This window comes from Candidatus Hydrogenedentota bacterium, assembly GCA_013359265.1.
Lineage (GTDB): Bacteria > Hydrogenedentota > Hydrogenedentia > Hydrogenedentales > SLHB01 > JABWCD01.
Genome location: JABWCD010000031.1, coordinates 26,822 through 41,650 on the forward strand (window position 1 = coordinate 26,822; position 14,829 = coordinate 41,650).

At 59.7% G+C, this 14,829-nt stretch carries 9 protein-coding genes, 1 tRNA gene and 1 pseudogene; 6 read left to right on the forward strand and 5 right to left on the reverse strand.

The genetic code is table 11. From position 1 onward, the window contains the following. Positions 1-109: 109 nt before the first annotated feature. On the forward strand, positions 110-370 hold the full coding sequence (locus HUU46_22170) for a hypothetical protein (protein NUM56354.1): 261 nt from the start codon (positions 110-112) through the stop codon (positions 368-370). A 129-nt stretch (positions 371-499) separates the two neighbouring features. Here HUU46_22170 and HUU46_22175 read toward each other — a convergent pair. The 3 genes from HUU46_22175 to HUU46_22185 all read right to left on the reverse strand — a co-directional run bounded on the left by HUU46_22175 (position 500) and on the right by HUU46_22185 (position 4,454). Then, positions 500-576 (reverse strand) — tRNA-Ile (locus HUU46_22175). 265 nt (positions 577-841) lie between these two features. Beyond that, entirely contained in the window at positions 842-2,623 is a 1,782-nt protein-coding gene (rpoD, locus tag HUU46_22180) for an RNA polymerase sigma factor RpoD (protein NUM56355.1), read from the reverse strand. A 76-nt stretch (positions 2,624-2,699) separates the two neighbouring features. Then, entirely contained in the window at positions 2,700-4,454 is a 1,755-nt protein-coding gene (locus HUU46_22185; GenBank protein NUM56356.1) for a DNA primase, read from the reverse strand. Positions 4,455-4,951: 497 nt separating this feature from the next. Between HUU46_22185 and HUU46_22190 the strand changes: the two genes are divergently transcribed. From HUU46_22190 to HUU46_22200, 3 genes and pseudogenes are all read left to right on the forward strand, one after another. Continuing rightward, the gene (locus tag HUU46_22190; GenBank protein NUM56357.1) at positions 4,952-5,383 is read left to right on the forward strand and encodes a hypothetical protein; all 432 of its coding nucleotides are present in this window, start codon (positions 4,952-4,954) and stop codon (positions 5,381-5,383) included. A gap of 64 nt (positions 5,384-5,447) precedes the next feature. After that, positions 5,448-5,861 (forward strand): hypothetical protein, encoded by a 414-nt coding sequence (locus HUU46_22195; GenBank protein NUM56358.1) that lies wholly within the window; start codon positions 5,448-5,450, stop codon positions 5,859-5,861. A gap of 369 nt (positions 5,862-6,230) precedes the next feature. Continuing rightward, positions 6,231-6,548: pseudogene (locus HUU46_22200) on the forward strand (type II secretion system protein). A gap of 572 nt (positions 6,549-7,120) precedes the next feature. Here the strand turns inward: HUU46_22200 and HUU46_22205 are convergent. Together HUU46_22205 and HUU46_22210 are read right to left on the reverse strand one after the other, a co-directional pair. After that, entirely contained in the window at positions 7,121-8,005 is an 885-nt protein-coding gene (locus HUU46_22205; protein ID NUM56359.1) for an ankyrin repeat domain-containing protein, read from the reverse strand. Positions 8,006-8,008: 3 nt separating this feature from the next. Continuing rightward, a complete protein-coding gene (locus tag HUU46_22210; protein NUM56360.1) occupies positions 8,009-10,573 on the reverse strand; it encodes a DUF1929 domain-containing protein in 2,565 nt (854 codons plus the stop codon). Between the two features lie 274 nt (positions 10,574-10,847). Between HUU46_22210 and HUU46_22215 the strand changes: the two genes are divergently transcribed. Both HUU46_22215 and HUU46_22220 read left to right on the forward strand, forming a co-directional pair. Next, complete coding sequence (locus HUU46_22215; GenBank protein ID NUM56361.1) at positions 10,848-11,324, forward strand: CinA family protein; 477 nt, start codon at positions 10,848-10,850, stop codon at positions 11,322-11,324. Beyond that, on the forward strand, positions 11,321-14,821 hold the full coding sequence (locus tag HUU46_22220) for a DNA polymerase III subunit alpha (protein ID NUM56362.1): 3,501 nt from the start codon (positions 11,321-11,323) through the stop codon (positions 14,819-14,821). The genes HUU46_22215 and HUU46_22220 overlap by 4 nt, the downstream gene beginning before the upstream one ends. The last annotated feature ends 8 nt before the right edge of the window (positions 14,822-14,829 follow it).

Sequence of the window (14,829 nt, forward strand, 5' to 3'; positions counted from 1 at the left end):
AACCGTTGAGGCTTGGCTGTGGCAAGCGATCTGGTGTCGTGCGATGGCGTCGCGCAGAAATCGAGCGATGGCTGCAAGAACTTCAAACGAAGCAGAGATAACAATAACCATGCAACGTACACAACGACTGGAATTGAAGCTACGCCGCTCAGGACACATTACCCACTATGACTTGGTACTTGACTTTCCCCTATACAAGATCGCGAAGGAAGTCTCCTTGCTGGCGCGGTGCGAGTGCATAGAGGACGTGCTTGAAGTCATCAACGCGTGGATTGAGGAACTCGACCAACTCGCTAGATACATTTTGTCCACGCGCAACCCCGTCGTCATCGATAAGCGAATCCCGAAGTGCCGCAAAGGCGACGATTGATGAATGCCGCGAATTCCATGCGCCTCGAATGGGTTAGCAAGGGCCATGCGCGCGGTTGAGGTAAATAGGGTGAATAGGGACATCTGTTATTTTGCGGTGGAATCACATCACGTCAATCTAGAATCTAACTGGTGGGCCCGGTAGGACTCGAACCTACGACCAAGTGATTATGAGTCACCTGCTCTAACCAACTGAGCTACGGGCCCACGGGTGGGGCGGTATCGTTACGAAGCACCGCGCGGCGCGGAGGCCAAGCGGGCGTCGTCCGCTTTACATCCCCCTCAATCCCCCTTCAAAGGGGGACTTAGAACTTCTAACAATAATGACGTCTTTGCGTTTACCCCGAAGGGGTTTCGGCATTAATGTTAGAGGCTCATAATACAAGAACCATAACCTCGCTTAGCATTTCCCAAGTCCCCCTTTGAAGGGGGATTGAGGGGGATGTCGATTATTATACGCGCCGCGCTCAAGCTAATTGTTGTTGCTTATTGTCAGGGTCCAGTCGAGGAACGGTTTCAGGTCGCGCGCGCGGGTCGGGTGGCGCATTTTGCGGAGCGCTTTGGCTTCTATCTGGCGGACGCGTTCGCGGGTGACGTTGAACACGCTGCCGACTTCCTCGAGGGTGCGCGGGTAGCCGTCACCGAGGCCGAAGCGAAGGCGCAGCACTTTCTCCTCGCGTTCGGTGAGGGAGGAGAGGACTTCGTCGAGCTTTTCCTGGAACACCGTGAATGCCGTCGCGTTCGCGGGCGATTCGGCGGACTTGTCTTCGATGAAGTCTCCGAAGTTGCTGTCGCCGTCGTCGCCCACGGGCGTTTCGAGGCTGATGGCTTCCTGCGCGATCTTGAGGATGCTGCGTACCTTGTCCGCGGACATTTGCATCTGTTCGGCGATTTCCTCCGCGCTGGGTTCGCGGCCGTACTCCTGCACGAGGCGGCGGCTGGTGCGCACGAGTTTGTTGATCGATTCGATCATGTGTACCGGAATGCGGATGGTGCGCGCCTGGTCCGCGATCGATCGCGTGATCGCCTGGCGAATCCACCACGTCGCGTAGGTGCTGAACTTGTATCCGCGCTGGTATTCGAATTTGTCCACGGCCTTCATGAGACCGATGTTGCCTTCCTGGATAAGGTCGAGGAAGGACATGCCGCGGTTCGTGTACTTTTTGCCGATGCTGACGACGAGGCGCAGGTTCGCCTCGACGAGTTCCATCTTCGCCTTGTAGATGCGCTCTTCTTTTTCCTTGATCGTGTCGATCAACGCGGTGATCTCGTCGGAGTTCAGTTTCGCGTCGGTCTCGATCTGGTCGACTTTGCGCTGGGCGAGGAGCAGGCGGCGCTCGGCGTCGAACACCTGGTCACGGTCCACGCCGAGCTTGTTCGCGGCGGACGCGCTACGGCGGAGTTGCACGGCCATGCTATGGATGTCCGGCGCGGAATAGCCGATTTCGCGCTCGACGCGGTCGATCTCGTCGCGCGAGGACTGGATGCGGCGCTTCAAGCTCTTGATCTTGCGCGCGATCTTCATGATCTCTTTGGTCTTCAGACGGAACTCGCGCACGATGTCCGCCTGCATGCGGCGCAGTTCGATGATGCGGAGCATGATGTTATCGAGGCTGCGCTCGGACAGGCCGGAACGGCGCGCTCGCTTTTCCTGCAACTCGATCTGGCCTTCAAACCCGCCCATCTGGTCCATGAACGCGGGGAGCTTTTTCACGAACTTCTCGTGTTCCTTCACGTCCTCGATGTCGGTGATCTGCGCGAAGCTCATGCGCCCCGCGAGAATGCGTGCGGCGAGCATCGACACTTCCTTGAACGTGTACGGCGTGCTGAGGAGCAGTTCGGTCAGGTCGTTTTCCGCGGCTTCGATGCGCTTCGCGATGGCGACTTCCTGGTCCTTCGTCAGCAGGGGAACGCGGCCCATCTCGCGCAGGTACATGCGGACCGGATCGTCCGCGCGTTCGAGGCGGGTCTGTGCGGCTTCCTTGCGGGCTTCGGCGCGGCGCGCGGCCTTCTCCTTTTCTTCCTGGACCTGTTTCGACTCCGCGTCGACACGCAGGTCATCGACGATATCGATGTCCATGCCGCTGAGCATGACCATCATCTCGTCGATCTCGACAGAGATATCGCCGCCGCCGTCCGCGGGGAGCAGATTGTTCAGGTCATCGTAAGTGAGCTTGCCCTTTTTCTTCTTGGCCAGCTCGATGGCCTTCTTCTTCATCGCCTCGCGATCGGACGAAACCTTTGTCGTTCCCATAGCTTTTCCTGTCCACCTTCCCGCGTTCGGTCGGTACTGCTGCCTATCGCATTGTAAACAGCCGGAGCGGCGCCCCTTATGCCGCGCCCAGCCTATCTATTTCCTTGCGTATGCCCACCCGCCGCGTGGCCAACTGGGCCTCGGCGGCGATGTCGCCCCGGCGCTTGGCCTCGCGCATTTGTTCGAGCACATTCGCATCCTCGTCCAACAGCGCTTCCCGGCGGATACTCGTTAGACGTTTTTCCACTATTTCCAGTCCTGTCTCGGAATCGACATGCCGGTTAGCCGCCGCCGCGTAGAGCTGGCCGGCGTCCTCGTTATCGATACGCCCGAGCGCGTCGCCGTTCTCTTCGGCGAGCACCGCGATCAATACCTCGGCAAACGGGCCGGGTTTCAGCGCGATGCCGGTCAGTTCTTTCCGAACTCGATCGCGCAACTGGTCGCCCGTCAACAGCGCGGAGATGAAATTGGTGTCGTCCAACGTGAACTTCGCGCGCGGCTTTTCCGACACCTTTTCGATCGAACCGTTCGCGTCTCGGCGCTGAAGCTGCGACTGGTACTCGCGGCGGACGCTCCACTCGTCGAGTTGGAGTTCGCGCGCGAGGCGCTTCAGGTACTCGTCGGTGCGCATCGCGTCGTCGAGACTCTGGACGATCGTGAACACTTCCTTGGCGACGTCCGTCCTGCCTTCGATGGTCCCGAGGCGCGGTTCGTTCATACGCACGTAAAACGTCACGATGTCCTGCGCGGCATCGACGCGATCGCGGAACGCGTCCACGCCTTCGGCGCGGATATAATCGTCCGGGTCTTTGCCGTCCGGCAGCGTCAGTGCCCGCACGGTGATACCCGCCGCGGTCAAAATGGCGATACCGCGCAGCGCGGCTTTAATTCCCGCCGCGTCGCCGTCGAACACGACGACTACTTCCGGCACGTAGCGCCGAATGAGGTTGGCCTGATCCGTTGTCAGCGCCGTGCCGCAACTTGCGATGACGTTCGAGATGCCCGAGTCGAAGCAGCGCATCAGGTCGAAGTAGCCTTCGACCAGAATCGCGCGCTTTTCCTGGCGCAACGCTTCGCGCGCTTCGTAGAGACCGTAGAGTACGCGGCTCTTCTTATAGATCGCGGTTTCGGAGCTGTTGATGTACTTTGCCTGAGACTCGCCGCCGAGGTCGCGCCCGCCGAAGGCGACGACGTTTCCCGAAACGTCACGGATAGGGACCATCAACCGGTCCCGGAATGTGTCGTAGAACGAGCCGCGTTCGCCGCGCTTCACGAGGCCGGAGGCGTCGAGCACGGTGTCGCGAAAACCCTTCGCGCGCGCGGCGTCGAGCAGGTGCGACCAGCCTTCCGGCGCGAACCCGAGGCAGAACCGCTTCACGGTCTCGTCTTTGAGGTGGCGCGTCTTCAAATAGTTCCGGCCTTTGCCGCCCTTCATCGGGTCCTTGAGCAGGTCCGCATAAAACCCCGCCGCGAAACTGCCCAGTTCGATCAACTGGCGGCGCAGGTAGTCTTCCTTGTTGTCGCGTTCCGACGGGGCGGGAAGCTCGATCCCTGCCCGATCGGCCAGCTTGCGTAGCGCTTCGGGGAAGGGGAGGCTGTCGTGCTCCATCACCCAGTGGATTGCGTCCCCGCCTTTCTGGCACCCGAAACAGTGAAACCGCTGCCTATCCCGGCTCACGTTGAAGGAAGGCGTCTTCTCGTGGTGGAATGGGCAAAGGGCCTTGAAACGGCCTGCTCCGGAAGGCTTGAGCTCCAGCGAGGACCCGATGAGTTCCACAATATCGGTCGCCGCGAGGACGCGCGCCTTGATCTCTTGGGAGTATTTGCCCAATGGTATCCTGCAACTGATTGTAATGTAAAGAGTTACCGCATAGCAGACACCCACCCGCGTCCGCCATCGCACGGGGCACTCGCCGTCAAATGGGCATGATCGCCCCACGAGGTGTCAAACCAATGAAACTTTACCACAAGGGTACCGCGGAATCAAGAACGTGGTGGACAAGTTGCTTCCCGTCTCAAGCGAGATATGTTAAATATGTATGTATATATGTATTATATCCAGCGTTGGATCTTGAATTCTGACTCTGCATTCAACCGCCGTTGAGCAGACATGGCGAGCCAAATTTCCACTGTTTGCGGTATTGCGGCGATTTCATGAATTCGCGTTTTGCCGCAAGTTGGTGTGGGCCAAGCGCAAAATCGTGCTCCAAAATTTTTTCCTGTTCTCGCGAATAATCGGCCGGACGAAGGGGTTGTGCTTTTACATAGGCGAAGGAGGCGACCCTGGACTCTGACTGAAGATGCGGGAGAAACAGAGGAGTGCAAAGCATGGTGCATCGACTATCACGGAAAGGGCTGGTCTACGCCGCAATGCTTGTGAGTGCGCTGTTTGCGTTCCCGGTATTGGGCGATACGACGCGGCCCGGCACGGTGAGCGATTCGCAATTGGGCATGAACACACTGCCTGCTGCGGCAACCGTGCAAATGGCCCGGGCGGATGCCGAGGTGATCATCAAGCGTGAGCCTGAAGTGCGGATCATTGAACGGGCGCCTCGGATACAACTCCGGGTCGAAGTCCCCGGCCATTACGAGTACCAAAAGGTGATGGTGCGTGATGGCTACTACAAAGATATCCGGGTATGGGTTTCGGAACGGTTCGATCCTGAATTGAATGCGACGTTCCACGGCCACTACGAAACGCGGCAGCATTGGGTGCCGCCGGAGTACGAGTACCGCAAGGTGTGGGTACCCGCGGACTGACGCGGCGTTTCGCCCGGAAGCGTATCTGCAGCGTTCGTGACGCAGGTACCGAAAGGAGAGCATCATGAGTAGGCGATTCGATCTGAAACGACTGGTAACGGCCGGCATGGCGAGCGCGGCGGTGGCTGCGGCCCCCGCGATTTTCAGCGGGACCGCGGCGGCGGACACGCTGCGCGGAGAAGTCAAGCTGGTCCAAGACATTCAAATCGAGCCGGAGACCGAGGTACGGATCATCGAGCCGGAGGTCCGAATCATCGAATCTGAGCCGAAGATTCAGGTCGAGGTGAAAACTCCCGGTCACTATGAGCGTCAACGCGTAATGGTCCGGGAAGGTTACTCCGAAAGCTATCAGGTCTGGGTACCGAAGGAACGGTACGGCTTCTTGAACTTGAAGAAGGTCCCTGGTCACTTCGAGACCAGGACGCGTTGGATACCTCCGACGTATGAGTATCGAGACGTTTGGGTCCCGGAGCGATAGCACCCAGGGATATCGAGTGGCTGGAGGTTTGAGGCAAGCTGCGGACACCGGACGTGAACGCAAGGGCAAAACGTCGATCGCAGAGCGATTGACGGGCGACCGTGCCGGAGCGCCTCATCCGTAAAGCCGTTCGATGTGGGAGTGTACTTCTCCTTGACGCCCAACCGCCGAAGGGCGAACTTGGAAGGAGTGCACTCCCAACATTTCTTCCCGGCCTTGGAAAGGGCGGCGAAAAAGGGCACTGCGACAGTCCGTCGAGGCTTCTCGATTTCACAATCATGCGCCTTCGTTATTGGATTGGTTTCGCGGTACGGGTATGATTGTAATATTGCGTGTGTGACGATTACCCTGGCCGGGAGAAGCGGCAGCATGAGGAAGCGCGGTTTTACGCTCATCGAGCTTCTGGTGGTCATCTCGATCATCATGATCCTCGCGGGCATGCTGCTGCCCGCGCTGGCGCGTGCCCGCGAATCCGCCCGGCGCATTTCGTGCGCGAACAACCTGCGCCAACTCGGGCTCTGCTTCAAGATGTACGCGAACGAAGCAAAGGGTGAGCGATTTCCTTCCGTGCAATTGTTCATGGGGCCCAATTGCGATCAAAAGAACACCGGCGTACTCATGTTCGCCGGGCTTCCGATGTATCCGGAGTACATGACGGACGCGCGACTGCTCGTGTGTCCATCGGATGCGAACGGCATGACGGAGTTCGAGGGCCCGCGCTGGCGGCGGCCGGACGGAACGGGGGGGACCTACCAGAACGGTTCGTTCAACCCGTGCTTGTTCGATTCGCTTTCATACATATACATGCCGTGGGCAATCAAGTCGCCCTGGCTCGTGGAAACCGCAACGCAGGATTTGTCGCCCCTGTTCCTTAACAAGCTTCAGGACATCTTCGTCAATCAGCCCGCGCAGGCGCTTGACGCGGATTGGGCGTTTGTGGACGACACCGGCGTGGAGCGCAATGTGATGCGCCTTCGGGATGGAATCGAGCGGTTCTTTGTCGAGGACATCAACAATCCGTCAAAGACGAGCATCGCGCAGAGCCAATTACCGGTGATGTTCGACAAGGTCAGCACGGACGTGCAGGAGTTCAACCACGTTCCCAGCGGCGGAAACGTGTTGTACATGGACGGGCACGTCGAGTTCGTGAAGTTTCCCGGCCTGTATCCATGCAGCAGGGCATGGGCGGAACTGCTCGGCGCGTTGGAGCTGTAATGCCGTCGGAGGGGGGAACGTAGCGCCCGGCTTCCTCGCCGGCGCTATGGCCGTCCGCCGCGTTCCCAAAGAAGCTGCATAATCTTTTGATCGCCGCGGCGCTGCGCGACCGTGAAAGGCGATTCGTTCTTATCGTCACGGGCTCCGGCGAAGGCGTTGCGCTCGAGGAGCGTCGTCACGCAATACTCCGTGCCTTGCTCGGCGGCGAGGTGAAGCACCGTGCGGCCGTTCTTTACTTTCGCGTTTACGTCCGCGCCTTTGAACAGCAGGTCCGTAATTAATCCGTAGTCGTTCGCGGCTACGGCCAGCCACAGCGGCGTCACGCCTTCGCCGTCGATGATATTTACGTCCGCTACGCGCGTACCCGTCGTCTGCGTTTCGTACGCGACCACCTTGCCGTCCTGCACGATCGGCACGTGCTTCCAAACTGGCCACTCCGCAATCAGCAACTGCGTGATCTCGTTGTTGCCGGATCGAATCGCCGCGGTCAACGGAAGGTACCCGTCCGGCGTTTTCATGTTCGCGTCCGCGTTGTAGCGCATGAGAAGTTCGACTGCATCGCGCCGGTCGTACTTCACGGCCAGATGGAGCGGCGTCCACCCGGTCGCAGTAGCAAGATTGGTGTTCGCGTTGGCGTCGAGCAGGACCTGCGCGACATCCAGCTTGCCGTCGCGCACCGCGCGGTGCAGCGCGGTCACGCCGTCCGCGTCGCGCAGATCGGGGGAGACGCCTTCCTTCAGCATCGTCTGCACGGCGGCGATGTCCCCGATGCGTGCGGCGCGGTGAAACCGAGGGAGACCGCCTGCGTCAGTCGCCGTGGCGGTCTTCACCTTTTGATTGCAGCCGCTCGCCAGCGCAAGCGCGCCAAGAACGCAGACGGCCAGGATTCGGTTGACTGCCGCCAAATAGTATCGCTGCGCGCGTCGCACGGGTTAATTACCAAGCCGCACGATTTGCCCCTCCGACGGCACGCCTTTCTTGTTCACGAGAAACAGCATGTAGTGCCCCGGTTGAGCGGCGAGCGCGTCGGCGGGTGCGGTCACGTTGACGCCGCCGATTGTTTTCTCGACATCGAGTAAGGCAAATCGTTGGTTCATGTCAAACGCATGCGTAACCGAAGGGAGCCGCGTAATCGACACGTGGGCAATCTTCGACGGTTTCGATGTTGCGATAAAAAAAGTCGAACCGTAGACAATGGACTCTGGTGCGGCACCGATTATTGGCCGTTCACCCTTAAAAAAGTACGGCGGATAGAACACTTCCGCAAGATTCTGGAACGAGGGGACGTTTGCGCCTTGTCCACCGCCGGCAGCAATGACGCGGCCATCAGGAAGCAGGAACGCGGTGCTGTGGTATTCGCGTTGCACGCGCATTGCGTCCAGCTCGGTCCACGTTTCGGTTTTCGGGTCCCACCGTTCGGCGGGCAACACCGGCGCGCCGGAGTTGCTGAACCCGGGGTCGCTCGTGCCGCCTATGACAATCACGCTGCCATCGGGCAGCATAACCGAATTCAAATGACGGCGCGGATACTGCATCGATTGGACTTCCCGCCACGACGGGTTCGCCGCGTTCAGGTTAATGACTTCGGCGGTACTTGTGGGAACGATCGTCTCCTCGCCGCCGGTCTGCAGATCGCTTCCACCCGCGATGAGGATTCGTCCCGGGCGATACATGATCGCCGTTCCGTAAATGTGCGCGCCGGTCGTGTTGTCCGGACCCTGCGTCCATGCGCCCACGCCGGCCGTATCGAGGTACCAGCATTCCTGGTCCATGCCCGCTTTGAACACGCGGCCATCGGGCGCCACGAACATCCGCGGATAAAGGTCCACGCCGAGCGGTTCGATGGCATCGGCGCCGGTGAGATCGCGCCACGTCGACGTGGCGTATTGCCACACCTGTGGCAACGTGTTCCGCGTCGACGTATCCATCACGCTTCCGGAAACGACCAGCATGTCGCCGTTCGGCATGGGTGTGTTTGTCGGATACCACCGTCCGTCGTTCATGTCCGGTAGTGAGTACCACGTGTCGATCGACGCGGCGTAGAGGCTTGTATCCAGAAGTCCCATGCCATCGGCGTGCGGCGAGCCGAGCGGATCGCCGTGCCCGCCGGTCGCCAGCAGCAAACCGTCCGGCAGGTACGCGTGGCCGCTGCAGAACAGGTTGTATCCGGGCGTGTTGCTGAGTTGCGCTTCGTTTGTGGTCGGGTCCCAAATCGCGGCTGCGCCCAGTCTGTCCCATATCGCAACGTCACCGGTCGGAAGCACGTGCGTGTGAACGCCTACAATCGGCCAGTGCGCCAATTCGCCCCAGTGCCCCTTCGTGCGCGCAACCTCGTCGTCGATGATTGTGACTCCCGCGACCGCGGGTCCCGCCACGAATGCATTGCCGCTGGGACGCCGCAAACGCACTTGGAAGCCGAGATCGCCGTCGGATGTGTCGTCGTCGATCAACGGGATGTCGACGGACTTGCTGAGTTCGTTTGCCGCAAAGGCAACCGTGACATTCGTAGACTCAAAGTCGGACCCATTGTCCGCGGAGCCTGTGCTCTTTGTATTCAAGTCGACCGTCGCGGCGGCGGACGTATCGCCCGTGCGCACCAGTTCGACTGTCGCCGCGCCATTCGATTCTATTCCGGTGAACAGCGGCTTCGAGAAGGAAAAGTGGGACGAATCAAGCGGCTCGTATTGTACGTTGATATTGTCCAGGTCGAAATCCGCGGTGTCTCCACCCGATCGCGCGCCGAAGTGGGCGCGGCCGGCGTACGGTTCGAACCCGTCGATGTAGAGACTGTCGACGACCTGGATGGATGGCCCATCCGGCGGCGTGAGGTAGACGCTTACATCCGAGAACCCGCCGCCCGGACGTAGCACGATGCGCGCGTGAATCCATTGCCCGCAGGCGAGATCGATTGCGCCGGTAACATCGGTCTGCATGCGCACGCCATTGAAGTGAATTGAAATGCTGTTGCTGAAATTCGCTTTTAGTATGTCGTTGCCGATGTCATCGAGATCGGCATTCTCGTGAATGTCGAAGCCGACGCCCAGCGAATCTTGGAAGTTGGGCTCTTCGCCCGTGCCGCCCACGGCGCCCGATTGCCCGATTCCATCGAGATTGACGTTGAGCAACGAGAACCCGAAACCGTCGCCGCGCCCGATCCGCGGCGTAATTCTGAAATCGAAATCGACGGTAATCAGGTCCGAGGCCGGGTCCGTTTGATCGAATGAGATGGTGTTGAAACTCGGCGCGCCCCCAACCGGGTCCCCGTAGGCAAGCCGAAGAAACTTTCCGGTCCCGGTGGGCCCGCCGTCAAAGCGCTGCGGCGCGGGGTCGTTTTCGTATTGCCACGGAACACAGTCCGCCCCTTTCTCGCAAATCCCGCCGCCTTTGTCGAAGTCTTGAAGCGTTTCGGCCGAGGCTATTCCGCACAGCGCGATGGCGACCGTGGCGACAATAATGGTTGCGTGTATTTGCCGTTCGTTATGATAGGTACGCGTCATTCGATCGCCCCCGGTGTTCCGGCCCGGCGCGGATCGTAGGGTCACGCGGTGGATCTGTCAAGAGAATTGTTGCGGCGTAGTATTCGCAGTTGTGTGCGAACATTATCCGCCACGCCATGAATCGCGAGTGCCTCGCACTGCGTCGTTCCCCTGCGAACGGTGCATCAAACTCCATTCAATGTCAGACTGAATCTCGTCGAACCTTTTGCTCACCGGCACGCTGCGTGGTACGGTACCTCTCCGCGTTACTAGGGGACTTCATTCGCGTGATGCCATGTCAATGCCATCGCTGAGCCAATTGATCGCTGACAGACTTGCCGGCGCAAAGGAATCGTTGTCCACCGCGGAATCGTGCAGCGGGGGGCTCGTCGCGCATCGCATTACAGACATTTCCGGATCGTCCGCGTACTTCCTCGGCGGCGTGGTGAGTTACAGCAATCACGCGAAAGAACGCCTGCTCGGCGTGCCGCATGATATGCTGATGGCGCACGGCGCAGTGAGCGAACCCGTGGCGCGCGCGATGGCGGAAGGCGCAAGGCGCGTGTTTGGATCGGACTATGCCATAGGCGTTACGGGTATTGCCGGGCCTACGGGCGGGACGCCGGAGAAGCCCGTCGGGCTGGTGTACATCGCCGTGGCCACGCCGGCGCGTACGATTGTTACGCGCAATCAGTTCGAGGGGTCGCGCGAGGACGTGAAAGAAAAGACCGCCGACGCGGCGTTAACGTTATTGTTGGAGCAGTTGCGTTGAGCACAACCGAACAGACAACTCACGGTCATCACCACGCGGGGTTCGTGCATCTGCACGTCCACTCCGAATACAGCGTGCTCGACGGCCAGAGCAAGATTTACGAGATTATCGATCGCTGCCAGAAGTACGGCATGCGGGCCTGCGCGTTGACGGACCACGGCGCCCTGTTTGGCGTGCTCGAATTCTATCAAGCGGCGCGAAAGGCCGGCATCAAGCCGATCATCGGTTCGGAACTCTACGTCGCGAAAGGAAGCCGCTTCGACAAGACGGGGCGCTCGGCGGGTGCATCGAGCAACCACTTCCTCTTGCTCTGCGAGAACGACATTGGATACCACAACCTCTGCAAGCTCAGTTCGCTCGGATACACGGAAGGCTTTCACTACAAGCCGCGCGTCGATTTCGACCTCCTCAAGAAATACAGCGAGGGCCTCATCGCCACGAGCGCGTGCCTCGCGGGAGAAATCCCGCAGTTCTTGATGAACGACGACCGCGACTCCGCAAACGAAGCGATCAAAAAGTACGTAGAGGTCTATGGCCGCGATAACTTTCTGATCGAGATCATGGACCACGGCATTCCGGAGCAAATCAAGATTAACCCCATGCTCGCGGAATTGGCCGAACACCACGGCCTTATGGTCATCGCAACCAACGACTGCCACTACACCGACAAAGACGACGCTACGTCACACGAGGCGCTGCTCGCCATTCAGACGGCGGCGACGCTCGACCAGGAAGATCGGTTCAAATTCCCAACGCCGGAGTTCTACATTCGCAGCGGCGAGGAAATGGCCGAAAAGTTCAAGGATTGTCCCGAAGCAATCGCGAACACCGAGAAGGTCGCCGCGCGCTGCAACGTGGAACTGAAGCTCGGCAACCACCTCATCCCCAGCTATGAGCCGCCGGACGGGTTCACGAAGGAAGCCTACCTGCGCCATCTCGTGATCGAGGGGCTAAACGGCCGCTACCACAACAGTCCTACGGATGAACATGTGAAGCGCGCAAACTTCGAGTTGGACGTCATCGTCCAGATGGGCTTCACGGATTATTTCCTCGTCGTGTGGGACCTCATTGCGTTCGCGCGAAAGAACGATATCCCCGTCGGCCCGGGGCGCGGATCGGGCGCGGGAAGTCTGGTCGCGTACGCGCTGAAGATCACGAATATCGACCCGATGCGCTACGCACTGCTGTTCGAGCGGTTCCTGAATCCCGAACGTATCTCCATGCCCGATTTCGATCTCGACTTCTGCTACAACCGCCGCGGCGAAGTGATCGAATATGCGCGCGCGAAGTACGGACAGGAAAATGTCAGCCAGATCATTACGTTCGGCCGAATGAAGGCGCGGCAGGCCGTGCGAAACGTTGGGCGCGTGCTGGGAATGCCATACGGCGAAGTCGACAAGATCGCCAAGCTCATCTCGGACGATCCCGCACTCAAGATCACCTTGGCCGAAGCGGCCAAGCAGGAGCCGGAACTTCAGCGCCTTATCAAGGACGACGAGAAAGTAAAGCAACTGTGGCAACTCGCCACGCGCCTCGAGGGCACGATCGGCAACTGCGGCACGCACGCCGCCGGTGTCGTGATTTGCGACCAGCCGCTCGTCGAGCACGTTCCGTTGTTCCAGGCGGCAGGCAGCGACGTAGTCGCCACGCAGTTCGAGATGAAAGGGGTCGAAGAGGTCGGGCTGCTGAAAATGGACTTTCTCGGCCTGCGGACGTTGACCGTAGTTCATGATGCGGTGCGGTTCATCAAGGAAAACCGCGGCGCGCAAATCGATATCGACAACCTTGAACCGAACGATTCAAACGCCTATGCGGTGCTTCGTTCCGGCAAGACGATGGGCATCTTCCAGCTCGAAAGTTCGGGCATGCGCGATCTGGCCAAACGCATTGGTTTGGAGAGTTTGGAGGAAATCTGCGCGTTGGTCGCGCTGTATCGTCCAGGTCCGATGCAACTCAAGGACCAATACATCGAGAACAAGCACAATAAGAAGAAAATCCACTACGACCACCCGCTGCTCGAGCCTATCCTGCGCGAGACGTACGGCGTTGCGCTCTATCAGGAACAGGTCATGCAGATCGTGCAGGCGGTCGCCGGGTTCACGTTGGGCCAGGCGGATATTCTGCGCCGCGCGATGGGGAAGAAGAAGGCCGATCTTATGGCCGAGCAGCGCGACAAGTTTGTCGATGGCGCCGTCGCAAACGGGATCGACAAAAACGTCGCGATGAATCTCTTCAACAAGATTGAACAGTTTGCGGGCTACGGGTTCAATAAGTCGCACAGCATGGCGTACGCGTACGTCGCGTATCAGACGGCGTATCTAAAGGCGAACTATCCCGCCGAGTTCATGGCTGCCCTGCTCACCAGCGAATCCGGCAACCTCGATAAAGTTGGCGTGTATGTAGAAGAGTGCCGGCGGCTCAACATCGACGTGCTGCCGCCGGACATCAATTCCAGCTACACCGGCTTCACCGTCGAAGGCAACAGCATCCGGTTCGGTATGGGCGCGGTGAAGAATGTCGGCGCCGGGCCCGTCGAGGCGATCGCCGCCGAGCGCGACGCGAACGGTCCGTACAAGGACATCTTCGATTTCTGCAAGCGCATCGACAGCCGCCTGATCAATCGGCGCGTCATCGAAAGCCTGAACAAGGCCGGCGCGTTCGCGAGCACGGGCTGGAACCGGCGCCAGGTCGAGCAAGTGCTCGACGCAGCGCTTAACGAAGGCCAACTCAGCCAGCGCGACCGCGACGCGGGACAAACCTCCCTGCTCGATCTCGTGTCCGGCGAGGCCGAGTCCGCCCCGATTCACACGAAACCAAACATCCCCGAGTGGCCGGAGAACGAGCTCCTGCAGTTCGAGAAGGAGATGCTCGGCCTCTACGTCAGCAGCCATCCGCTCGCGAAGTATTCGCGCATCCTCGAACGGTACTCGTCGCACAGCATCGCGGCATTGAAGGACCTGCGCGACGGCACGGAAGTCACCGTCGGCGGGTTGATCGCCAACGTGAAGCAGCACATTACACAGCGCGGCAACAAGAAAATGGCGTTCGTCACCCTCGAAACGCTCGAAGGACCTTGCGAGGTCACCGTATTTCCGGACCTGTACGAACAAAAGGCGGGCTTGCTTGTTTCCGATATGGCGGTGATGATCGCCGCGCGAATTAGCTTCCGCAACGACGAGCCGGGTCTCATCGCGTCCGACGTCATCCCCATCGACGAAGCGCCGGACCGGCTGACTCGCGCCGTCCATATTCGACTCACCACGATCGGCCTCGACGAAACGCTTATCGAGCGCCTCGCGGAAATCCTCGGCGAGCGGCCGGGCAAGTGCGACGTGTATCTCCATTGTGTGACGCCGGAACACGAAGATGTAACGGTGCACGCCACCTCCGCGTGCAAGGTCGCGCCGAGCCAGGAATTATGCGACGAAGTCGAGGGTTTACTCGGTGAGGACACACTCTGGTTTTCGGGAGCGAATGGACTGCCGAGACACGAGTAAGCAATGGC